Genomic DNA, 23,291 nt, shown 5'->3' with positions numbered 1-23,291 from the left:
CAATGAGCAATACTTTAAGTAATGAATCATATACTAATTTAATCAAAAATTTAAAACAAGAAATTAGCAAAGCTCGTATTAGAGCCCATTTAGCAGCAAATAAAGAATTGATAGTTCTTTATTGGCATATAGGAAAATTAATTTTAGAACGTCAGAATAAAGAAAAATGGGGATCAAAAGTGATTCAAAATATTTCTGATGATTTGCGTAAAGAATTTCCTAAAATGAAAGGATTATCATATCAAAACCTTTCTTATATGCGTCAGTTTTTTGCAGAATATAATAATGACCAAATTCTCCAACAGGCAGTTGGAGAAATCGCATGGAGTCATAATATTATTATTTTTTCAAAACTAAAAAATATAAATCAAAGAATTTGGTATGCACAACAAACTATTGAAAATGGTTGGTCAAGAAATGTATTATCTTTGCAAATTAAAAGTAATTTACATGAAAGGTCAGCGAAAGGTATAAATAACTTTTCCAATACTTTACCTGAGCTACAGTCCGATTTAGCCAGGTCGATTATAAAAGAACCGTATAACTTAGAATTTTTAGATATTCAAGGTAAAATAATAGAACGAGATTTAGAAAATAAATTGATAGATAATATTAAAAACTTTTTATTAGAGTTAGGACAAGGTTTTGCATTTGTTGGCAATCAGTATCATATAGAACTTGAGGGAGAAGCTTATTATTTGGATTTAGTTTTTTATCACATAAAACTCAAATGCTATGTATGTTGTTATTGAATTAAAAACCGGCAAGTTTAAGCCGGAATATGCCGGTAAACTAAATTTTTATCTTAATTTAATGGAGCGCACAATTAAAGATAATTCGGACAATCCTACAATTGGATTAATTTTGTGCGAAGAAAAACAAGGTATTACTGTAGAATACGCTATAGAATGCATCCAAAAACCAATAGGAGTATCACAATTTAAGCTTACAGCAACATTACCTAAAAAGCTTGAAAAATTCCTGCCTACCCCTCAAGATCTAACAAAGCTAAAAAGCGAATAAATTACTAAAAGTTATTTTTCTTGATACCATGGTCAAGCTTTGGTATGACCTTTTCATATTTCAACCTTATTATTTTTATCGCAACATGAAAAACTAGAAAAACTTTACTACTGCTATTTCTATATTTATTATAGCTATAGCCTCGGTTCTAGGATTTCAGAGTTATCAAAAATTTACTCAAGATAAACATTTTGAGCAGGTAATAACCGTAAATAATCTAGAGTTTGATCCTGCTAATGAAAAAATCCGCAAGACATTCTTATATCAAAATACCTATCAATTCCGATACTCAAAATATAGAGGCGGCAGATAAAGAGGACGGATATAATAGGATGAGGCTTGGCATAGATAGAGATTGCAAGAGAAGTAGCAAATAAAAAACTTGATAAGCAAATATCTAGCCTAACATATGAAGAATTGAAAAAATACGGACCGATGATTTTGTTTAACGGCGAAGCGTATGATAATAAATTACTACAAAAAGCGCTTGATAAAAATATTATTACCGATTATCCAAAAGAAAATTTTTATATTTTTACGCTGCCGGAATACCAAACCAATACCGGCGCGGACAATTTAACACTCTATATAAAGAGCATGAAAACGGTAATATTGACTTAAGTAATGCCGAAATTGTTATTGTTACTCATGCTTATCATTTTCCTCGTGTTAATCGATATTTTGATAACAAACCGAATTTTGACTTCTTCTTTATTCATAATACTAAACCTATAATTTGCTTAGTCGATCGAAAATTTGAAACCATAGGAGTAGATAATGAACTAAAGCATGAGCTAATAAAATTACCTAACTATATAGAGAAAGGTTTTGTTTCAGAAAAATTAAATGCTAATATTTAGCAATGCTTGATTAATCAATGACTATCTCTCTTGCTTCTTGTTCTTTAATCTCAATACGAGGTAGAATAATAGTAAGTATTCCATTCTTAAGGCTTGAAGAGATATTTGCCTGATCTACATCTTCATATAATGATATTACATAATTAAAATTTTTATTCATATAATTATCTGAATCATCAGCTTTATTTTTTTCCTCTATATTCCCTGTAATAAATAATTTATTACCGTTTACTTTAACCTTAATTTGACTTTTATCAAAACCAGGTACTTCCATAACAATAATATACTGCTTATCTTTAGTAATAAAATTGCTTTTTATGCTATTAGATTCATAAAGCGGCAATCTATTTTTAAATAAATTATCAATATTTGTAATTTGATTATCTATTAAATCTGCTACCTGACGCAGTGGCGTTGCATTACCGGAATCATAATTCTTATTAGCTATTGCAATATTACTAGATAAAATCATAGCTGCTATAGACGGAATATATAATCTTACGCTCTTTAACATAAAACCACCATTAATTTTGTTAGTTATATATTTAAATATATAAAATTATCTATTTAAAATTCAAGTCTTATATTTCCATAATTTGCTGAAAGTACGCTGCCCAAAATAAAAACTAATAATCTCCGCAAAAATAGTTTGATCTTCTATGCCCCATAATATATCTAGATATTCAACTAGCAGAGCAGAACTTTTTAACGATTTATATTGAACATATTTCACTCCTCCATACATTGTAAAAAAGCTATAGGCAAGCACGGGTCTTACCGAGCCATTTAAAGCATCAACCCAACTAACACCTGATTTATAAGTGGAGTAAAGAGAATATTACTCTACCATTTCTTGTGATATGGTCAGCTCTGTAAAAGTTTTAGACTGATTAAGTTTTTATTATTAGCAATTTGACGGTCTAAAATATTTATCTCGTGTTTTTTGTCGTTAATATCTTTATATATTTTCAAAATTTCAGGAATTATTGAACTCATAAATCCTGTTATCGCCACAAGTAAAGTAATCATAAATACCTATCTATATAAATTTTAGGATAAGTATAGCAAAGATAAGTCATTATACTAAGAAAGAGGCAAAAAGGGGCAGCATGGACTGATTATTTATGTCATTTCTGCGAAAGCAGGAATCCAGTAAAAAATGATAAAAACACAGCAAACTATATAAAAATTTAGTATATAATTAGATTAAAAACTAGATTCCTGCTTTCACAGAAATGACATTGAACATGTTTAATGATCCATGCAACAACGCCAATAATAGGAAACTGATCCACTCAACAATTACTTTAAATTAGACCAAATGCGGTTTTTTGCAATATAGAAAAAGATAGTAAATACCGCTAAAAACATCATAACTTTAAGACCCATAGATTTACGATGTTCCATTTCCGGCTCAGCTGCCCATTGTAGAAATACCACAATATCTTGCGACATCTGCTCTACACTTGCGTTAGTACCGTCCATATAGGTTACCTGCCCGTCTGTAAGCGGCGGCGGCATTGCTATTTGCTCGCCAGGGAAATAGGGATTATAATGAGTTCCCTGCATCAGCTTAAAATCTGCCGGCGGTTCGGTATAGCCGGTAAGTAGCGAATATATATAATTAGCTCCGTCATGACGTGCTTTTATTATTAACGATAAATCAGGAGGATGGGCACCGTTATTAGCTGCTCTTGCTGCTTGCTCATTAGGGTAAGGAGGTACAAAACGATCAGAGAGAAGAGCAGGGCAGTCAAACATCTCACCATCATCATTAGGTCCGTCTTGTATTATATAGCCTTTGGCAATCTCTTTTATCTCATCATCCGAAAAGCCGATATCTTTAAGATTACGGTAATATAAATTGTTTAAACCGTGGCAGACACTACAAACTTCTTTATAGACCTGAAAACCTCTTTGTGCTGCTTCACGATTAACTGTACCAAATACGCCGTCAAACGACCATTTCATCTTTTTTGGATGTAATACTTCTTCATTGGCTAAACTTAAGCACGAAGTTAGTAGTATGATGATAGAGATAAGGAGTTTAGTTTTCATAAATTTTTTTGAGTCGTCATTGCAAGGAAAAATTGAAAATGTTGACGAAGCAATCTCAGGAGTTTATATATTATTTTATAAGATTGTTGTGTTGAGATTTTGTCTTTCCTTGCAATTTATTCTATTAATTTAATTTTTTTGTTTCTTAAACCGGCTTTAATTTGTTTTTCTCTATTTATTGCTGAATTCATAGTTGATGAATCTCATAAAATACTAAAATTTTGCAATTTTTACTAAACTCCTTAATTGTATCATTTTTGTGTTGATATATTCTTTTTATTAAATTAAAAGTAACACCAGTATAGAGTGTATACCATTTTTCTTATTAGTTACTATAATATACTATTGGTTACTTCATAAATTTGTATAATACAAAAAACGTCATTGCGAGCAGCCATAGGCTGCACGGCAATCTCATGAAATAATAACAAACTCCTGAGATTGCTTCGTCAATTGCTATGCAATTTCCTCGCAATGACATCTCTTCGCAATGACTTAACTCTTACAACTCCTCCGGCAATGGCAGCGGTTTTTCATATTTACCTATCAGCGGCAGAGCTACTAAGACATGAAAAAAGTAATAACAAGCAGCAAAACGGCTAATGGTAATATACGGCTCTTCTGCCGGCTGCCCACCTAAATAACCAAGCAATAAACAATCTGCCATAAATATCCAAAAAGCCATTCGGTGTATCGGTCTATAATTGCTACTTCTCACTTTTGAAGTATCAAGCCAAGGTAGTAAAAATAACACAAATATACTGCCGAACATTAATAGCACCCCACCGAGCTTAGACGGCACGGCTCTAAGTATTGCATAAAACGGCAGAAAATACCATTCAGGGACAATGTGGGCAGGCGTAACTAACGGATTTGCTGGAATGTAATTATCGGGATGTCCTAAATAATTAGGTTCGTAAAAAATAAAATAGGCAAATATTATGAAATAAACTCCGAAACCGACAAAATCCTTTACGGTATAATAAGGGTGGAACGGAATAGTATCTTTAGGGCTTTTAACATCTATACCTTTTGGGTTATTTGAACCATGCTGATGCAAGGCCACTAAATGCAGCATCACTAAAGCAACAATAATAAACGGCAATAAATAATGCAGTGAGAAGAACCTATTTAATGTCGGGTTATCAACAGAAAAACCACCCCATAACCACGTAACTATGAATTCCCCTATTAACGGAATAGCGGAAAATAAATTAGTAATAACCGTTGCTCCCCAGTAGCTCATCTGCCCCCAAGGAAGCACGTAACCCATGAAAGCAGTAGCCATCATGGTTAGAAAAATGATGATACCGATATGCCAAAGCAGTTCTCTAGGTGCTTTATAAGAGCCGTAATACAAACCTCTTGCTATGTGTAAGTATACGGCGGCAAAAAACATCGATGCACCTACCGCATGAGTATAACGCAGTAACCAACCGTAATTCACGTTACGCATGATTCGCTCAACACTATCGAAAGCATAATCAACATGCGGAGTATAGTGCATAGCAAGTATGACGCCGGTGATTATCTGAATCACTAACGCAATACCGGCAATAGAGCCTAAATTCCACAAATAGCTAAGATTTTTCGGAGTTTGATAATGACTAAAATGCTTTAGGAACGCAAAAATAGGAAGACGATAATCTATCCATTCTATAATAGCATTAGGCTTTTTAGGGGTAATATCTTCATTCATAAATAATTACCCGATTCTAATTTTTTTGTCGCTAATAAAAGTGTAAGGCGGCACAGCTAAATTTAAAGGAGCAGGACCTCTTCTCACTCTACCTGAAGAATCATATTGTGAACCATGGCACGGACAGAACCATCCATCATATTCACCTTGATTAGCAAGCGGTACACAACCTAAATGCGTGCAGATCCCGATCGTCACCAGCCAATTATCATGCCCTGCTTTCACACGTGCTTCATCTGCTTCAGGATCAATCAGCTCTGACATTTTAACGGCTCTTGCTTCAGCTATTTTGTCAGGCGTACGGTTAGTGATAAAAACCGGTTTACCTTGCCATTTAACCGTAACTGTTTGACCTACCGCAATATTTGATAAATCAACCTCAATTGATGATAAAGCTAGCACGTCCGCAGAAGGGTTCAAAGAATCAACGAGAGGCCAAAGAGTACATGCTGCCCCAATTGCTGCAACACTACTAGCCGTTAGAACCATAAAATCACGACGTGTTGTTTGTTTGTTTTTATTATCTTCAGTATCCGACATATAATATTAAAGTGACATAAATTAATGATTATTATTACTACCGCTTGGGGTATTATTAAGATTATTTGGATTTTCTCGTGCTTCATAAGGATTTATTATAGGACGTTCAGCGTCTGCAACACTATCTGCTTGTTTTGGCGTAAGTTTATTTATTTCATCTTCTAACACTTGTGCTCCTGTCCCTTCTTCATGCTTATATTCGCCAGGATCACTTAAGCAATTCCAAAAACTAACTAAACGATTCCAATTAGGACCGAGTTTTGTAGTACAATTTTGAGCAACTGCTTTAGTTGTATCTAATATCTCGACTGTAGTTTCAGTAAAATAATCTATAAACCCAATTTTTTTTAAGCCCAATACTGTATAATATAAAGTAATTAAGGAAGCAACTGCTATAATTAAATACCATTTAGTGATAATAGACCACAGAAAAAATCCCATAGGATTTGCTGCCATTAACCTTCGTAAAGCCTGCCACATATATTTTGCTCAAAAAATTTATCAATAATATTCATCTTATTTTATATCACTACATTAGTAAAAATAAAGCAAAATCACGTAATATTATAAATATTTTTAATTAAACAGGAACTCAAGAAGAATGAAATCGGTAAAAATACTAAATTAATTCCTATCATAATAAAAATTAATTGTAAGTTATTATCTTGTAATATTAAACCTGTCATTATAATATTCGGAATTAATAACGGCATGATAAACGTACCGACAAAGTTAGCATTCTTCTTAAAATAACATTGCACGCTACCGGATAACACTACTAAACTACTTGATAACACTAATATCATCCATACACTAATAAAGAAAAATATTATCTCAAGCAAAGTTTTATCAAACAAGACATAAATAATGGGTAAAACAAAAACCAGCCCTATCGTACTACTGATAAATATAGCAAAAAATTTAGCCAATATAATTTTTTCATGACTAACAATTGATAATAATAACTCTAAGCTTCCGTCTTCCAAATCAGATTTAAATATAACCGAAGAAAAACCGATTAATGAAATTAATAAACAAATGACCGAAAAAATTAAACCGAATTTGTTAATATCCCTTTCACTGTTAATTAAAACAGTACTAATTATGCAAAATAAAAAAAATATAACTAGATATTTTATTATATTATTAATGCGATTCTGCACTATCAATTCACGCTTAATTAGTACAAATAGACTATTCATAATTATTAAATACGTTGTAAATTAAGTACATAATAGCTGCAACAGTTAAACCTATACCAATTTCAACAATAACTATCGCAATATGCTGAGCAAGTAGCTTATCATTGATAAAATTTGTTAGTGAATAATAATTTAAATAATTATCGTTAAAAAAGAGTGATATTGTTCCTACAATTGCATATATTGCTACACCTAAAACTGCAATACAAACTAGCACGTTAGGAGGGAAATATCGGCTTAATTTTCGGTTACCGTAAACTAAATCATAAGCAATAAGGCTAGATGCAAATATAACACCTGCTTGAAACCCACCACCCGGCGAAGACTCACCGTTAAGCTGAATATATATACTATATAAAATTATATAAGGTATTATAAAACTAGTAATATATTTTATTATTGGATTTGTCATCCCGTGGCTTGACCACGGGATCTTGTATCGCCTGCTGTGTCCTGAGATACCGAGATCAAGTCGCGGTATGGCATCATCAGACTTTCTTGAAAATATCAACAGCACGGCAATTCCTGCAATTAAAATTACGCTAGTTTCACCTAAAGTATCATATCCACGATAACTTGCAAGAATAGCCGCAACAAAAGAAGGTATACCTATATCTCTAGACGTATTTTCGATATAATATTTACTTGAATGCATATGAATAGGAGCATTATCATCACCGTAATTCGGTAATTCTAGCCCCATATAAGCAAGAGTTACTACAAACAATAAACATATTAAACTTGCTGGAATAATATTAGTTCTCTCAATATTCTTTAAATCCGAAGGTAATTTACGCAACAAATTCAAATATACGCATGTTGATAAGCAAGCTCCAAGTGCTGCCTCGGTCATTGCGACATCAGGAGCATCCATAATAAGATAGGATACACCAATTAATAAGCTAAATACAGAAGCAGCAATCACTGCATTTAGTAAATCTTTAGCAAAAATTATTTTTATCGAGATTAAGATCAATAAAAAAGCAATTAAGTTAAGTAGGTAATTGCCGAGATCAAAATTTAAAGCTGTCTTTACTGTCATATGGTTATTAAAATTTAACGTCATTGCGAGGAGAAACGTAATTTCGACGTGGCAATTTTATCAAGCATCCTGAGATTGCTTCGTCAATTACTTCGTAATTTTCCTCGCAATGACGGTACTATCAGCTCTAATTTTCATAAATAAAGATGCTTTACCAAGTGCATGAGTTGCTACCGGATTTAGTATAAAAATCAATAAAGCCGCTAAAATTAATTTAACAGAGTTCACAATATCTGCTTCAATGCACGCAAAACCTATTAAGCAAATAGGCACGCCGAAACTCTCAATAACACTTGCTGCATGTAATTTAGTATAAAAATCAGGAAATCTAAAAAAACCGATTATTCCTGAAAATATAGCAAATAATCCAATAATTACTAATAAAATTCCTATATAGTATAGTGTCATTGTGTTTATCCTTTTTTCATCATTGCGAGGAAATTATGAAATAATTGACGAAGCAATCTCATGCACAAGTCCTGAGATTGCCTCACGAACTAAAGTTCACTCGCAATGACGTTTTTACTCACCTTGAGCCAAGCTATAACCTGCCACCCCGTCAAATTCAAACAGATTCTCTACTTTGATAAAATCGATATTTGCTGTGCTTAAAGCTTCAAGCAATCTTGTTATATCTAAATGCTTTATTTCTGTGCCGTCTTTATTCATAAAACGACAACACCAATGATCGGAAACAGTTTCAAACCTTGTATCACGAGGCCACAGCTTTAATCCTTTTGACGAGATTGTTTTTAACTCAAAATTACCAAGATCAAGTTTATCAATTTTATCTGCTATATCATGAGCGGAAGATACATTCATATTCACAAATATATCCGTACCAACCAATTTCTTAACTTCTTTAGTATCAATTTTATAATCTATATTGCTTTCTTGCTTCTCAGCAATTAAGGGATAATCTGCTTTAGGTAGCTTTGTCGGTAACTGTCCTAATCTTTTTGTTACTTCTTCGGCAAATTCTTTTGTACCGACTTTTTTACTAGAACTCTGCTCGTTATATATATCGGCTGTATGAACGCCATCCTCTATAGTTTTTTTCCAAGCATTTTCGATTAATGTAGCGATATCACCCTGCCCTATATGTACTAGCATCATTATTGCAGCATTTAAAAGCCCTGACGGATTTGCGATATCTTTACCGGCAATATCGGGAGCACTTCCATGTACCGCTTCAAACATCGCATAATGCTGCCCAATATTTGCAGAACCTGCAAGACCTACCGAGCCTGAAATTTCAGCAGCTACGTCAGATATGATATCACCGTATAAATTAGAAGTTACGATAACGTCAAATATTTCCGGTTTGGTAGCAAGCCTTGCCGTCCCGATATCGATAATATAATGCGCGTTATTAATTTGCGGGTATTCTTTTGCAATCTCATTAAATACTTTATGCAAAACCCCATCGGAAAATTTCATAATATTATCTTTGCTTAAACACATGACTTTTTTACGGTTATTCTTTACTGCATATTCAAAAGCATATCTAATAATCTTCTCACATCCTGTATGACTTATCAACTTCATTGACTCATACATATTATGCGTTTGACGGTATTCTATACCTGCGTATAAATCTTCCTCATTCTCACGTATAATAGTTAGGTTCAAATTTGGATGTAATGTTCTAGTAAAAGGATGAAACGAAACGGCAGGACGAATATTAGCAAAAAGCTGTAATGTTTTACGAATCGTGACATTTAAACTTTTATATCCTCCACCTTGCGGAGTAGTAATTGGGGCTTTAAGTATAATACCGGTGCGTTGTATTGATTCCCAGCTTTCCTCGCTTATGCCTGAAGTATAATGCTTCTTGTAAAGCTTTTCACCTACTTCAATGGTTTCTAAACGAATACGAGCCTCGGCTTTACGTAATATATAAAGCACTGCCTCCATTATTTCAGGACCTATACCGTCCCCGTATGCAATTGTAATCGGTGTAAATTCTGCCATATTAAATAACTCTCTTGTTTATATCATTCCCGCGTAGACGGGAATCCAGTAAAATCTATAAAAACTAGTTTTTATAGATTTATTTTATCAAATATGTAACTTCTGTATCAATATTGAAGTTATTTTTCTGGATTACCACCTACGCGGGAATGACACACAAAAATCCATACAACACTATCAATAGTTTATTGTTACTTCTTTTAATCTCTCATTCAACATAAAAGTCACTTCGGAAGTTATATTCAAATTATTTTTGGCATATAAGACTTGAGCACTTGGAATTACCAAATTAAGGTTATATTTCTCGGCAAGTTCACTAATTATTGTAATAGTTGTTTCATGGACTCTACTCATAGCCTCAGCGTGGGCTTGTTCAAGCTTTGTTTTCTTAATCTGAATTTCTTTTCTAACGTGGCTAACTTTTGCATTAAATTCGTTTACTTTATGCTCAAATTCAGTTTCACTTAAATGAGAACGCTCATTTAGCAGCTTCTCTTCCAGCGGTTTAAATTCTGCTTCTTTTGCAGCAATATTCTCTTGAATTTTATGATTAAGCTTTTCGATTTTATTACGCAAATCTTTTATAGCGATCGAACCTTCCAATATAGATTGTACATCAGCAACAGCTACTCTAACTTTAAAATTATCTTCTTTAATTGGCACATTTTGTGCCTCCGTAATCGTTGAGAAATTTATTATGAATATGCATAAACATAATATTCGGTATATCATCCTTGATCCTTATTAGGTTAAACGGTATCGGCTAGAATTGTCATCCCATGGCTTGACCACGGGATCTTGTGTCACAGGCAGTATCCTGAGATTCCGCGATCAAGTCGCGGGATGACATTCAAGATGACTGGATTCCCGCCTACGTGGGAATGACACTGAAGCAACACCCTTATTAATCTAAGAATAAATAACATCAAGCAATTTGTCTATAATTAAAAACTTAACCTTTATCTAACATTGGCACATTCCCGCCTCCCCATGGTATATATTCGCCATCCGAATAATAATCACTAGAAATAGATTCAAACGAAATAGCTTTTATTGCTTCAGGACTTAAATAGGTACTTTCTCCATCACTAAGCAAAGGTTCAGTAGCCGGGTCTTCTAGCTCAACATAAATTTCATGCTGTTCATTTCATTAAATTCATATAAAAAAAAGCTTCATGAATATGCTCTGTTCCTTTGTTCTTAACCAAAACTACTGTAATACCATAGTCTTTTGCAGCATTGACAGTTATTTCGGTATTATTAATTATTTCTCTTATATATTCTTTTTTAGTACAATTGTGTATTTCTTCAAAATTATTAGAAGGTAAAGCTGATTTTATATAAATTTTTGCTGCATCTTCCTTTCCTAGTAACCTTGCTAATGCATATTTTACAGCATGAGGATAATCATTAAATGATGCTATAGCTATTTTATGACCGGATAATATAATATTCTTAAAAAGGCGTGCTATTTGCTCTTCATTTTCCAACCTAAATTTTCATTATCTAGGAATTTCTCCATCAGCTCTATAGAAAATTTTTGCTCAAGCCTAACTTTTTCTTGCTCTCGTTCTTCATAGGAGCTAAAAAAGCGATGTTGTATATTACGTGCTATTAAACCTCCTAACCTCTCTCCGATATAATTATGCGAATGTCCAACTAAAGTATTGTCACAATCAAATATAAATAAAACTGTATTATCGTTCATTAATTTCTCTTATTTTAAAGTTTAAAAATTCTTAGTAATTTTTATTCTACAGTTAAATCAATTTCTTTTTCAAGAACTTATATTCCAATTTTTGGTATTTTAGTGTATAATACGAAAAACTATTGTAAACTTGTGAGAATTTTTAAAGATGCCATCTATTCGTAATATAGCAATTATTGCCCACGTTGATCATGGAAAAACTACGCTTGTTGATAACATGCTTAAACAAAGCGGAACATTTAGAGCTAACCAAGCAGTTGCTGAGCGTGCTATGGACTCTAACGATCTTGAGCGTGAGCGTGGAATCACGATACTTGCCAAATGCACTGCTCTTATGTGGAACGATATCCGTATCAATATAGTTGATACGCCAGGACACGCCGATTTTGGCGGTGAAGTAGAACGCATCCTTAGCATGGTTGACGGTGTAGTGCTACTTGTCGATGCATCGGAAGGACCAATGCCGCAAACAAAATTCGTGCTTTCTAAAGCGTTAAATCTCGGCTTAAAACCTATTGTCGTTATTAATAAAATCGATAGAGATGACCAAAGAATTAAAGAAGTGATCGCTGAAGTATTTGAGTTATTTGTGGCACTTGAAGCAAACAACGATCAGCTTGACTTCCCTATAGTTTATGCATCAGGTAGAGCAGGTAGAGCATCTTTAACCTTTGATGATAAAATTAATCCTTTAGACAATTTAGCAGATGATTTAGCACCGCTTTTCGACCTTATAGTACAGCATGTACCAAAACCCTTAGCCGATGACAAAGCACCGTTTTCTATGCTTGTTACTACTAGAGAATATAACTCTTTCTTCGGTAGGGTTTTAACAGGTCGTGTACAAAGCGGCACTGTTAAAATTAACCAAAACGTAAAAGTATTAAATCGTGAGAATAAAGTACTTGAAACCGGACGTATCACTAAAATATTAGCCTTTAGAGGCTTAGAGCGAATCGCTATAAATGATGCTACAGCCGGCGATATTATTGCCGTAGCAGGCGTTGAAAACGCCAACGTTGCCGATACTATCTGCTCCCCTGAGGTAACCGAGGCCGTACCGTCTCTACCTATCGATCCGCCGACTTTATCCATGACTTTTAGCATTAATGACTCACCGCTTGCAGGAAGCGAAGGGACAAAAGTTACGTCGAGCTTAATTGGAGCTAGGTTAATGCGTGAACTTGAAAGTAACGTTGCCTTAAAAGTTACTGAAGCTGCCGAGAAAAATGCTTTCCAAGTTGCAGGGCGTGGTGAGTTACAACTTGGGATCTTAATTGAAACTATGCGTCGTGAAGGATTTGAGCTATCTATTAGCAGACCCGAAGTATTATTCCAAACTGATGAGAAAGGTAATAAGCAAGAACCGATGGAAGAAATCCAAGTTGACGTTGATGATGATTATGTTGGAGTAGTCGTAAAATCTTTAGCACTGAGAAAAGCCGAAATGACTGATATGAGGCCGTCAGGCGGCGGTAAAAGCCGTGTTACGTTTATCGGACCGTCTAGAGGGTTAATCGGCTATCACAGCCAGTTTTTAACCGAAACACGAGGCACAGGGATTATGAATCGTATTTTCCATGGATATGCTGATTATAAAGGAAATATCGAGGGAAGACGTAACGGTGTGCTTATCTCTAACGGTGACGGGGCAGCAGTCGCATATGCTCTATGGAATCTAGAAGAAAGGGGGAAAATGTTTATAAACCCTAGTGACAAAGTATATAGAGGCATGATTATCGGCGAACATAATCGTGATAATGATTTAGAGGTAAACCCACTAAAAGCGAAACAACTGAGCAACGTTAGAGCAACAGGTAAAGACGAAGCCATAAGGCTAACTCCGCCAATGCTTTTAACGTTAGAGCAGGCAATCAGCTATATACAAGATGACGAGCGAGTTGAAGTCACACCGAAATCTATTCGTTTACGTAAAGCTCTACTTGACCCTAACGACCGTAAAAGAGCTGCAAAGTAGATATGCCTAAAAAAGTTGACATCGTCATTGCGAGGAAAAACTGTAAGTTTTGACAAAGCAATCTCTGGAATCTTGCTTTATGAGATTGCCACGCTCCTTTCAGTTGCTCGCAATGACGAAAAAACTAAGCTAATACATTAAATACTATAATAACAAACCTTTTTAACGGCTTCTATTACATCGCTCTCACTCGGCAGAGCTAGTGTTTCTAAATTAACAGCATAAGGAAGGGGAAGATCTTTGCCGCTTACAATCTCTATCGGAGCATCTAAATAATCAAATGCTTCTTTCATAACAATAGAAGCGATACTTGCACCAACACCTGCAAAAAACCACCCTTCTTCCACTACAACTAAACGATTAGTTTTTTTCACTGATTCTATTATTGTCTCAGTATTAAGCGGTTTAATAGTGCGAAGATCAATAACCTCACAATCAATATTATCATTCTGCACAACATTTGCAGCATCTAAGGCAAGTTTTACTTGAATCGAGAAAGTTACTATAGTGACACTACTACCCTCTCTTAAAATTTTTGCCTGACCAAAGGGTATAGGCTCGATTGTTTTCGGCACGTCAAAACTATGACCGTATAAAATTTCATTTTCTAAAAAAACAACGGGATTATCGTCCCTAATAGCTGTAAGCATAAGTCCTTTATGATCTTCTGCACTATAAGGAGCTACTACTTTTAATCCCGGAATGTGGGAATAGCAAGCTGTATAATTTTGGCTATGTTGTGCAGCTACTCTACTTGCTGCTCCGTTTGGTCCTCTCAATACTATCGGACATTTGACCTGCCCGCCTGACATGTAATGCGTTTTTGCCGCTGAATTAACTATGTGATCGAATGCTTGCATAGCAAAGTTAAAGGTCATAAACTCTACGATCGGGCGAAGTCCTGCAAAAGCTGCTCCGACTGCAAGCCCTGCAAAACCATATTCCGTTATCGGTGTATCAATTACCCTCTTAGGACCAAATCGCTCTAGTAATCCTTGAGTTACCTTGTAAGCTCCTTGATATTCTGCAACTTCCTCGCCTATGACAAAAACCTTGTCGTCTCTTATCATCTCTTCTTGCATGGCATCACGCAATGCTTCACGTACCGTTATTTGCATTTTTCTTTTTTATTTGATCAAATTAAACGTTATTGCAAGGAGGCTTGCCTGCGTGAACGTCATTGCGAGCAGCCGTAGGCTGCGTGACAATCTCATGAAATAATAACAAATTCCTGAGATTGCTTCGTCAAAACTTACAGTTTTTCCTCGCAATGATGCCTTAACAGTACACCTGTGTATACAACTCCCCTTCATCAGGTAGCGGTGAATTTTCTGAGAATTCTACTGCTTCTTTCACAATTTCTTTTACCGACTGTTCTATTGCTTTTAAATCCGCTTCGGTTACATATTTATTGTCGAGTATCGTTTTTCTTATTATTACCAACGGATCACGCTCTTTATATTGCTCAACTTCTTCTTTACTACGATATTTTGCCGGGTCGGACATCGAATGCCCACGATAACGATAAGTTTTTACCTCTAATATCAGAGGAAAGCTATTTTCTCTAACATACTCGGCTGCTTGCTTAGAGCCGTCATACATTTCTTCAAAATCCATACCGTCTAGCTGAAATCCTTTAATCCCAAACGATGCCCCTTTCTTATATAAATCACGCATAAAGGTAGAACGTGCTACAGACGTCCCCATCGAATATTCGTTATTTTCAATAATATAAACTACCGGCAAACCCCATAAAGCAGCCATATTAAAAGCTTCATATACCTGACCTTGATTAACGGCACCGTCACCTAAAAAAGTAAAACAGATATTATGCGTATCGTTATATTTTTCAGCAAACGCAAGCCCTGTACCTATCGGTACTTGAGCCCCTACTATACCGTGTCCACCGTAAAATTTGTTGGGTACATTAAATAAATGCATCGAGCCACCCTTACCTTTCGAGCAACCTGTAGCACGCCCCATAAGCTCGGCAAGAACATATTTAGGCTCAGTTCCTGCTAAAATAATATGAGCATGGTCACGATAGCTAGTAATAGTGCTATCACCTTTTTGTTTAACCATATCTACTGCAGAAATTACTGCTTCTTGCCCTATATATAAATGACAAAAACCACCGATTTCTCCCATTCCGTATAACTGACCGCATTTTTCTTCAAAACGACGTAGTAGGAGCATATCTTTAAAGCTTTTTATATATTCTTCCTTTGTCGGCTTATATTTTCCTAACTTAATATCCACTAATTACTCCTTAAGACTATTGTCATCCCGTGGCTTGATCACGGGATGACATCTGTAAATTAAAAGTCACAAAATATGGTACATGATCCGAAGGTGAAAACCAATCACGTGCTTCTGATAGTAAATGCATAGAAAATAATGCACCTTTTAAATTATCGCTAACCCAAATATGATCAAGTCTTCTACCTCTGTTAGATTTTTTCCAATCTATATTTCTATAACTCCACCAAGTATAAAATTTTTCGTCAAGCGATACGAAATGTCTGCTACTATCAATAAAACCTAACGCATTTTGTAGCTCTACCAATAACGAGCGTTCAATATCGGTATGGCTGATAACATTTCGCAATTGCTTACTAGACCATACATCATGTTCATGCGGAGCAATGTTCAAGTCCCCAACAATAATCATTTTATCGTTTTTAGTACGGTTAGTCGTTAACCATTCCTGCATTAACCTTACATATTCGAGCTTATGCTTAAATTTTGTATTTACCTCGATATCAGGTATATCACCGCCGGCAGGAACATAAAAATTATGTATTTCTATATCATTAACTATAGCTGCTATATGCCTTTTATCACTATTATATAACTCCAATGAAAAAACATTATTCAAAGGAAATTTTGAAATAATAGCAACACCGTTATATGATTTCTGCCCTGAATATATTACATGTTCATAGCCTATATTTTTAATAACTTCAAGAGGAAATAATGAGTCAGCTACCTTTGTTTCTTGAAGTAAAATAATATCCGGCTGATGTTCATATGCTAATTTTCTTAATAAATCGATCCGTAGACGCAATGAATTAATATTCCAAGTAACTATCTTCATTAGACTTGTTGTATAACCTCCTTCTAAAGGTAATTTGTATGTCAATCCGATACTCGCATCCTCACGTACTAAGTGTACGCTGCGGTGCTACGTTCCGTGTTTCTTTCAAATTCCTCTTTATAAGATAGGTTACACAACAAGTCTATTTAATTTTTTATAGCTGCCCCTATTATTGTATTTCTAAAATAAATTATTCCAAGTTGATTTAAAGGATGTTTCATGTCAATTTTATCTTTTTCTTCTTCAGGAATTTTTATCATAGTATTACTGAGTATAGCAAAATAAAGATTATCAGGCACAACATATCCTGCTTCACTTTGTATTCCAAGGGCTTTTCCCGTATAATGAATCATTAAACGCTTAGAATCAAGATCAGTAAGAAAAATACCGTAACCCATATAAGACTTACGCCCTTCTATCTCTTGTGCTAAAAAATATTTAGTAGTCATAAGTTTATACGACTTCTTAGCAAGAATTTTCTCCTCATTTAATGCCCTATACCATCTAATAAGATCAACCGGTGTTGATATTATACCACCGTCAGCACAAGGAACTGCTAAAAAATCAGCAGTTACAGGAGTAAATATAGGTTTATTACTATTATTAGGCGTTAAAAAATATCTTACCGGATAATTAGAACTAATAACGTTTTTTTGGATTCTAGCGGCTTCACTATATGAAGCAAAACTAGTAGATTTCATATTAAGCGGTTTAAAAAATTCATCATAAAAAAAGTTAGCTAAATCTTTTTTAGCCACCTTTTCTATAATCATACCGAGTATAACAAAATTAGTATTACTATATTTAAATTTTTTCCCTATAGATATTTCTAAAGGCTTAGAAGAAACAAATTGTAATATTTTCTTGTGAATCTCTTTCTTAGGCATATTTAAATCAAGTTTAACAAAACTAAAATATTCAGCAATACCGCTACTATGCGTTAATAAATTATGGATAGATATTTTATATGCCCAATCCGGCACTTTTCCACCCCACATTTCCGGATCAAGATATTTATAAATTTTATCGTTAATATTTAATAATGCCTGTTCTTGTAATTTTAAGATTCCAGCTGCTGTAAAAGGCTTTGTAGCAGAAACAATAGGCATCATTTCATTTGCTTTTAATTGCTCACCATTTAAAGCAAAAATTCCTTTAGCACCGGTTAATAAAGGTTTATAATCATCGGCAAACATAAAAACGGCATTTAAAAATCTATTACTGATATATTCTTTTTCTGCTTCATTGATTCTTTGCTGTATATCTGCAAAACAATCAATACAATTAGTAATAAAAAAAAGCAACAATAAAAAATATCTACGCATCATAACTGCAACACTCCACAAACTTATCAATAGACGTCTTACATAACGCAGCTAATAAAAAGAAATTTGAAGGAGACACGGAACGCAGAACCACAGCGTACACTTGACATGAGGATTCGAGTACCGGATCGACGTACAAATTACCTTTAGAAGCAAGTTATGTAAGACGTCTAGTAAAATAAAACGGTAATTTTGCGTCTAACTTAATCTCTTGACCAAAAATTTTTTCAGATAAACATATATTATTAGCATGCAAGAACATATATTTACTATACGGCATTATTTCTTTATTACCATATTTATCATCTCCAAGTATCGGACAACCTAATAATTTAGCATGCAACCTTAATTGATGCATTCTACCTGTAACCGGCGTAAATTCAATTAAAAATAAGTTATTATCAAGTGATTTAAGTACTTTATAATAAGTAATGGCAAGTTTACCATTTTCACTATCAATATCAGTAATTTTAGGTGTACTTCCTTTACTCTTTTCTATATTACTTCTAACTTCGCCTACATTTTTAATTGGCTTTCCATAGGTTACGGCAAAATATGTTTTTACAACCAATTTTTCTTTAAAAGCATCATGAAGTTTTACACTACTTAAATAATTTTTGGCTATTAAGAGCAAACCGCTTGTTTTTTTATCTAATCTATGTACTAGCTTAAAATCAGTACCTTTATAATTCAAATATTTTAATGCAGAGTCAATAGATAAATTTATTTTAGTGCCGCCTTGAGTAGCAAGACCTGCAGGTTTATTTATAGCTATTAAATTATCATCTGCATATATCAAATAATCGGTAGTAATTTTCGTCGCTAGCTTAATTTCAGCGTCGGTAAAAACTAATTTTTCAGGTTGCTTAACAGGTAAATTAAACTTATCGTTAATAAAAATTTTATCGCCGCCCTTTACTCTTAAACTCGCTTCTGCTTTCTGAGAATTAACGGTAATTTGTTTTTGACGTAATGCTTTCTCTATTACTCCTTGAGTCAATAAGGGATATAGACGTTTTAAATATTTATCTAATCTAGAAGAAATAGGAGTATTGACATCGATGATCATATTTTTAATAAATTAGGAACTTTTTATTAAAAAATAGCACCAAATTATTATAGATAACAGGATTATAGCAAAAAGCTGATGTATAGAGGCAATTATTATAGGTACAGAGTATAAAAGAGTAATGATGCCGGTAGATACCTGCATGAATAATGCAATCATTAGAAAATACGCTATCTTATTTAATTTCGGATGCTCTATTTTTAACAAGCAAATTATCAAAACTACAACAACCAAAAATACGCTATAGCCGACTAAACGATGTATGAATTGTATAAAAACCGGATCATACCAATTTTTAAGATCAAAGAAATTATCTTTTATCTCCATCGGGATAAATCTATCATCCATTAGCGGAAAACTATTATATATCAGCCCTGCATCAAGCCCTGCAACTAAAGCACCTAAAAAAATTTGCACATATACTACAGTAATAGCAATACCGGAAAATATTAATGGTAATTTAAAATCTGTTTGTGACGGGATTAACAAAATATCACAACGATTTTTTATTAGTTGATAAAAAAGTATGTGATAAATAATTACGGCGATAATTAAATGAAAAGCAAGTCGAAAATGACTAACATACGGGCTATTCAACAAGCCGCTTTTAACCATATACCACCCTATAAAGCCTTGTACGCAAAATAACAACAAAGCAATTATATAAGGTAGCATGTCACGATTTTTTATAACATCTTTAAAATAAAAATATATTAAAGGTACAATATATATTAAAGCTGTAATTCTACCGAGTAATCGATGTATAAACTCTAACAGATAAATAAACTTAAACTGTGATAAAGTAATTCCGTAATTAACGGAGTTATATTCAGGAAAAGCTTTATATTTAGCAAATTCCGATTGCCAGCTTTCAAAACTAAAAGGCGGCAAAATACCGGTTACCGGACGCCACTCAACTATAGATAAACCAGAACCGGTAAGCCTTGTTATCCCCCCTATAACAATCGTCGCTATGACCATTATACAACTTATACACAACCATTTTGTAATTAAACTTTTCTGCACTTTTATTTTAAGTTTATGTTTTTTATCGCGTCATTACAGCATTGCTATGTCATCCCCGCGTAGGCCTTGTGGCGTGGATAGGTTTATCATTTATCATCCCGCGACTTGATCGCGGGATCCAGCTAAAAATACTAATACTATTAGTATTTTTTATTATTTTTATGGACCCCGTGGTCAAGCCCACGGGGTGACATTAAGGATTACTGGATTCCTGCTTTCGCAGGAATGACATATTATAGCCCTCAAATCAAGACTCTGCATTCTTTTCCGTATCTTCGACGGTATTAGAAGGACATTTCTTATTTGATGTTTTATTACGATATCTACGTTTTGTCTTTTTTGGAGCAGCTTGTGCTTCTTCTAAGCCGGCATTACTTTCTACAACTTTCACCTCTTCCACAACGCTTACGGTTTGCTCCACCGATTCTTCTGCCTCTAAACTCTTATCTTTTACTTCATTAGCAACATTATTACTATTATTAGCTGTTTTCCATTTATGTTTATTTTTGCGTAACTGTTCTTTTTTCAGCTCTTCTTCAGTATAATCGGCATTATGATTCTGAATTACCGGCTTAACAGAATTAAAATTATTGTTATTTTTCTTGAACAGCTTCACTTTTTCAATCGAATAACTATCTGATGTAGCATTAGGATCGGAATAAAAATTAAGCTTTATATTATATTTTTCTTCAATAAATTTTATCTCAGCACGTTTATTATTAAGTAGATAAATAACTGAAACGATATTGGTAAAAACATTTATTACATCAATTCTTTCTTCAAAAATTTCATTCTCTATAGTACGTAAAATTAACATAGCATTAGCGTCACTTGCTCTAATGACTCCTTTACCGTTACAATGAGAACAAATTGCCGAATTAGTTTCTAAGAAAGAAGAACGTAATCTCTGCCTTGAGAATTCAAGTAGTCCAAACTGACTAATATTACCGGTTTGTATACGAGCACGATCACGACTTAAAAACTCTTTAAAGGATCGTTCAATAATTTTACGATTCTTAGCTTCGCTCATGTCTATAAAATCAACAACTATCAAACCTGATAGATCTCTAAGCTTTACTTGCTTTGCTACTTCTTTGGCTGCTTCTAAATTAGTTTTTAGTGCCGTTTCTTCAATATTTTGTTCAGAAGTTGATTTACCGGAATTTACATCAATTGCAATAAGAGCTTCCGTAGGATTAATAACCATATATCCTCCTGAAGGTAACGTCACTACAGGCTGATATAATTTAACTAATTGCTCTTCTACTTGAAACTTAGTAAATATAGGAGTTTTACTTTTATGCTCTTTCAGCTTTACAAGCTCTGAAGGTAATAAATCCTGCATAAATTTTGAAGCGTCTTCATAACCCTCTTGTCCTTGAATTACCACTTCTTTAACATTGTGATCGCACATATCACGTATGGTTTTACGTATTATACTATCTTCCTCATGAATAAAACACGGAGCCGGAAATTTAATAGTACTTTTACGAATTTTATTCCATAACCTTGCTAAATAATTATAGTCTTTCTTTAAATCTAAGGTGCTACTTCCTCTACCTGCGGTTCTAACAATGACGCTATAAGCATTTTTGTCACCGCTTACTATTTTATTTAAAATATCTTTCAGTCTTTTTCTTTCTTCCCCGTTTGATATTTTACGCGATATACCGTTTTGCGAACCTTTATTAGGCATTAAAACACAATATTTACCAGCCAAGGATATATAAGTAGTAAAAGCGGCGCACTTATTTCCTCGTTCTTCCTTAGTAACCTGCACTAATAATATTTGGTTTTTTCTTATTACTTCTTGAACTTTATATTGTTTATATTGCGGAATATTTGACTCAGGGGTACCGCTTTGAATCATTTCAATATCATCAGCCGCTTCTAAATTAAGTTCTGACTGGAATCTACTCTCTACTAAATCTTCTATGGTTTTTAGGTCAATTTCTTCACTATCAACCAAAGAATCATATATAGCAGCCGGTTTCTCTTTATCATCCTCAACCGTAATATTTGAAAGAGCTATTTCAGGAAAAGCATTAACCGGAAAATTTCTCTCCGAGGTAGGCAAATTGTAATAGTTAGGATGGATTTCACTAAACGGTAAAAAACCGCTTTTATCCATTCCGTACTCTATAAAAACAGCTTGTAGCGACGGTTCTATTCTTGTAACTTTTGCTAAATAAATGTTACCTTTATTTTGTTGTCTTACGGTTGTTTGAAATTCAATATCTTCTATATTGTTGCTTTGTCCTAATAAAACTACTCTTGTTTCGCTTGGAAAATTAGCATCAATTATAATCTTTTTATTCATTTATCTTGCTCACTAACTTGAAGAACAAATAATTAATATAATGCTTGTATCTTAAGAAAAATCATTGTTTATCTTGTATTAATTTATTTAAATAGATAATTTATCTATGAGTAAAGAGCAAAAATGAAATTCTAGATAAACTTCAAATAACACCTCTTTAAAATACTAAAAAATATATTATTATTTTTCTTACATTAAAATATTTTCATATTATTTAATTCATTAATTTTTTTTAAAATTCAACAATAATTATATACAAATTACAAATAAGACTACCATACTTGATTAAAAGCTGATAATCTAATAACTATCCATATATACTTAAATAATGGAATTATGAATCTCTTTAATTTTTAAGATAATAATCTTA

General features: G+C 33.6%; 25 protein-coding genes and 4 pseudogenes. 6 read left to right on the top strand and 23 right to left on the bottom strand.

Annotated features, from left to right (window positions below; genetic code table 11):
• Window positions 1-2: 2 nt before the first annotated feature.
• The 4 genes and pseudogenes from RPR_RS02385 to RPR_RS02375 all read left to right on the top strand — a co-directional run.
• Window positions 3-683 (top strand): annotated as a pseudogene (locus RPR_RS02385) (PDDEXK nuclease domain-containing protein); the annotation flags it as partial.
• A 15-nt stretch (window positions 684-698) separates the two neighbouring features.
• Window positions 699-1,023, top strand: a pseudogene (locus RPR_RS09450) (PDDEXK nuclease domain-containing protein).
• 236 nt (window positions 1,024-1,259) lie between these two features.
• The gene (locus tag RPR_RS08945; protein ID WP_014410506.1) at window positions 1,260-1,400 is read left to right on the top strand and encodes a hypothetical protein; all 141 of its coding nucleotides are present in this window, start codon (window positions 1,260-1,262) and stop codon (window positions 1,398-1,400) included.
• A 58-nt stretch (window positions 1,401-1,458) separates the two neighbouring features.
• On the top strand, window positions 1,459-1,644 hold the full coding sequence (locus RPR_RS02375) for a hypothetical protein (RefSeq protein WP_085065796.1): 186 nt from the start codon (window positions 1,459-1,461) through the stop codon (window positions 1,642-1,644).
• 249 nt (window positions 1,645-1,893) lie between these two features.
• Here the strand turns inward: RPR_RS02375 and RPR_RS02370 are convergent, their stop codons facing one another.
• The 15 genes from RPR_RS02370 to RPR_RS02300 form a co-directional block, all read right to left on the bottom strand.
• Window positions 1,894-2,397 (bottom strand): Hsp20/alpha crystallin family protein, encoded by a 504-nt coding sequence (locus RPR_RS02370; protein ID WP_012736569.1) that lies wholly within the window; start codon window positions 2,395-2,397, stop codon window positions 1,894-1,896.
• 60 nt (window positions 2,398-2,457) lie between these two features.
• A complete protein-coding gene (locus tag RPR_RS08515; protein WP_187145822.1) occupies window positions 2,458-2,616 on the bottom strand; it encodes a hypothetical protein in 159 nt (52 codons plus the stop codon).
• A 131-nt stretch (window positions 2,617-2,747) separates the two neighbouring features.
• Window positions 2,748-2,879 (bottom strand): hypothetical protein, encoded by a 132-nt coding sequence (locus RPR_RS09445; RefSeq protein ID WP_266105323.1) that lies wholly within the window; start codon window positions 2,877-2,879, stop codon window positions 2,748-2,750.
• A gap of 306 nt (window positions 2,880-3,185) precedes the next feature.
• Entirely contained in the window at window positions 3,186-3,941 is a 756-nt protein-coding gene (locus RPR_RS02360; RefSeq protein WP_012736568.1) for a cytochrome c1, read from the bottom strand.
• A gap of 502 nt (window positions 3,942-4,443) precedes the next feature.
• Window positions 4,444-5,640 (bottom strand): cytochrome b, encoded by a 1,197-nt coding sequence (locus RPR_RS02345; protein WP_012736567.1) that lies wholly within the window; start codon window positions 5,638-5,640, stop codon window positions 4,444-4,446.
• Window positions 5,641-5,646: 6 nt separating this feature from the next.
• Window positions 5,647-6,180, bottom strand: a complete 534-nt coding sequence (gene petA, locus RPR_RS02340; RefSeq protein ID WP_004996261.1) for a ubiquinol-cytochrome c reductase iron-sulfur subunit — start codon at window positions 6,178-6,180, stop codon at window positions 5,647-5,649.
• A 21-nt stretch (window positions 6,181-6,201) separates the two neighbouring features.
• The gene (locus tag RPR_RS02335) at window positions 6,202-6,660 is read right to left on the bottom strand and encodes a DUF2670 domain-containing protein (RefSeq protein WP_012736566.1); all 459 of its coding nucleotides are present in this window, start codon (window positions 6,658-6,660) and stop codon (window positions 6,202-6,204) included.
• A 74-nt stretch (window positions 6,661-6,734) separates the two neighbouring features.
• Window positions 6,735-7,382, bottom strand: a complete 648-nt coding sequence (locus RPR_RS02330; RefSeq protein ID WP_012150568.1) for a heme exporter protein CcmB — start codon at window positions 7,380-7,382, stop codon at window positions 6,735-6,737.
• Entirely contained in the window at window positions 7,375-8,448 is a 1,074-nt protein-coding gene (locus RPR_RS02325) for a DUF4040 domain-containing protein (protein WP_012736565.1), read from the bottom strand. Before RPR_RS02325 ends, RPR_RS02330 begins: the two co-directional genes overlap by 8 nt.
• Window positions 8,449-8,511: 63 nt before the next feature.
• Window positions 8,512-8,832: a Na+/H+ antiporter subunit G gene (locus RPR_RS02320; RefSeq protein ID WP_004996272.1), complete on the bottom strand. Its 321-nt coding sequence runs from the start codon at window positions 8,830-8,832 to the stop codon at window positions 8,512-8,514.
• Between the two features lie 114 nt (window positions 8,833-8,946).
• Window positions 8,947-10,398, bottom strand: a complete 1,452-nt coding sequence (locus RPR_RS02315) for an NADP-dependent isocitrate dehydrogenase (RefSeq protein WP_012736564.1) — start codon at window positions 10,396-10,398, stop codon at window positions 8,947-8,949.
• A 177-nt stretch (window positions 10,399-10,575) separates the two neighbouring features.
• Window positions 10,576-11,130 (bottom strand): OmpH family outer membrane protein, encoded by a 555-nt coding sequence (locus RPR_RS02310; protein WP_010977007.1) that lies wholly within the window; start codon window positions 11,128-11,130, stop codon window positions 10,576-10,578.
• Between the two features lie 220 nt (window positions 11,131-11,350).
• Window positions 11,351-11,494: a hypothetical protein gene (locus RPR_RS08510; RefSeq protein WP_187145799.1), complete on the bottom strand. Its 144-nt coding sequence runs from the start codon at window positions 11,492-11,494 to the stop codon at window positions 11,351-11,353.
• A 46-nt stretch (window positions 11,495-11,540) separates the two neighbouring features.
• Window positions 11,541-11,888, bottom strand: coding sequence for a hypothetical protein (locus RPR_RS02305; protein WP_085065627.1), 348 nt, complete (start codon window positions 11,886-11,888; stop codon window positions 11,541-11,543).
• Window positions 11,867-12,106 carry a hypothetical protein gene (locus tag RPR_RS02300; protein WP_012150563.1) on the bottom strand — a complete coding sequence of 80 codons (240 nt, stop codon included), beginning with the start codon at window positions 12,104-12,106 and terminating at the stop codon, window positions 11,867-11,869. The genes RPR_RS02305 and RPR_RS02300 overlap by 22 nt, the downstream gene beginning before the upstream one ends.
• Window positions 12,107-12,254: 148 nt before the next feature.
• Between RPR_RS02300 and typA the strand changes: the two genes are divergently transcribed.
• Window positions 12,255-14,084 carry a translational GTPase TypA gene (gene typA, locus RPR_RS02295; protein WP_012736563.1) on the top strand — a complete coding sequence of 610 codons (1,830 nt, stop codon included), beginning with the start codon at window positions 12,255-12,257 and terminating at the stop codon, window positions 14,082-14,084.
• Between the two features lie 137 nt (window positions 14,085-14,221).
• Here the strand turns inward: typA and RPR_RS02290 are convergent, their stop codons facing one another.
• From RPR_RS02290 to RPR_RS02270, 5 genes and pseudogenes are all read right to left on the bottom strand, one after another.
• Window positions 14,222-15,202, bottom strand: a complete 981-nt coding sequence (locus RPR_RS02290; RefSeq protein WP_012736562.1) for a pyruvate dehydrogenase complex E1 component subunit beta — start codon at window positions 15,200-15,202, stop codon at window positions 14,222-14,224.
• Window positions 15,203-15,362: 160 nt separating this feature from the next.
• Window positions 15,363-16,343: a pyruvate dehydrogenase (acetyl-transferring) E1 component subunit alpha gene (gene pdhA, locus RPR_RS02285; protein WP_004996289.1), complete on the bottom strand. Its 981-nt coding sequence runs from the start codon at window positions 16,341-16,343 to the stop codon at window positions 15,363-15,365.
• A 22-nt stretch (window positions 16,344-16,365) separates the two neighbouring features.
• A complete protein-coding gene (gene xth / locus RPR_RS02280) occupies window positions 16,366-17,181 on the bottom strand; it encodes an exodeoxyribonuclease III (RefSeq protein WP_012736561.1) in 816 nt (271 codons plus the stop codon).
• Window positions 17,182-17,193: 12 nt separating this feature from the next.
• Window positions 17,194-17,312: pseudogene (locus tag RPR_RS09875) on the bottom strand (palindromic element RPE1 domain-containing protein); the annotation flags it as partial.
• A 15-nt stretch (window positions 17,313-17,327) separates the two neighbouring features.
• Complete coding sequence (locus RPR_RS02270; protein ID WP_012736560.1) at window positions 17,328-18,509, bottom strand: serine hydrolase domain-containing protein; 1,182 nt, start codon at window positions 18,507-18,509, stop codon at window positions 17,328-17,330.
• Between the two features lie 44 nt (window positions 18,510-18,553).
• Between RPR_RS02270 and RPR_RS02265 the strand changes: the two are divergent.
• Window positions 18,554-18,682, top strand: a pseudogene (locus RPR_RS02265) (palindromic element RPE1 domain-containing protein); the annotation flags it as partial.
• On the opposite strand, the gene RPR_RS02260 reads toward RPR_RS02265, so the two are convergent.
• From RPR_RS02260 to RPR_RS02250, 3 genes are all read right to left on the bottom strand, one after another.
• Complete coding sequence (locus RPR_RS02260) at window positions 18,664-19,575, bottom strand: RluA family pseudouridine synthase (RefSeq protein WP_012736559.1); 912 nt, start codon at window positions 19,573-19,575, stop codon at window positions 18,664-18,666. The pseudogene RPR_RS02265 and the gene RPR_RS02260 overlap by 19 nt on opposite strands.
• A 12-nt stretch (window positions 19,576-19,587) precedes the next feature.
• Window positions 19,588-20,601: a COX15/CtaA family protein gene (locus tag RPR_RS02255; protein ID WP_014410489.1), complete on the bottom strand. Its 1,014-nt coding sequence runs from the start codon at window positions 20,599-20,601 to the stop codon at window positions 19,588-19,590.
• Between the two features lie 247 nt (window positions 20,602-20,848).
• The gene (locus tag RPR_RS02250; protein ID WP_012736557.1) at window positions 20,849-22,921 is read right to left on the bottom strand and encodes an Rne/Rng family ribonuclease; all 2,073 of its coding nucleotides are present in this window, start codon (window positions 22,919-22,921) and stop codon (window positions 20,849-20,851) included.
• Window positions 22,922-23,291 lie beyond the last annotated feature (370 nt).

This window comes from Rickettsia peacockii str. Rustic (assembly GCF_000021525.1).
In the GTDB taxonomy this organism is placed as follows: domain Bacteria; phylum Pseudomonadota; class Alphaproteobacteria; order Rickettsiales; family Rickettsiaceae; genus Rickettsia; species Rickettsia rickettsii.
The sequence above is the reverse complement of the archived record's forward strand: the minus strand, read 5'-3'. Positions and strand labels throughout refer to the sequence as shown.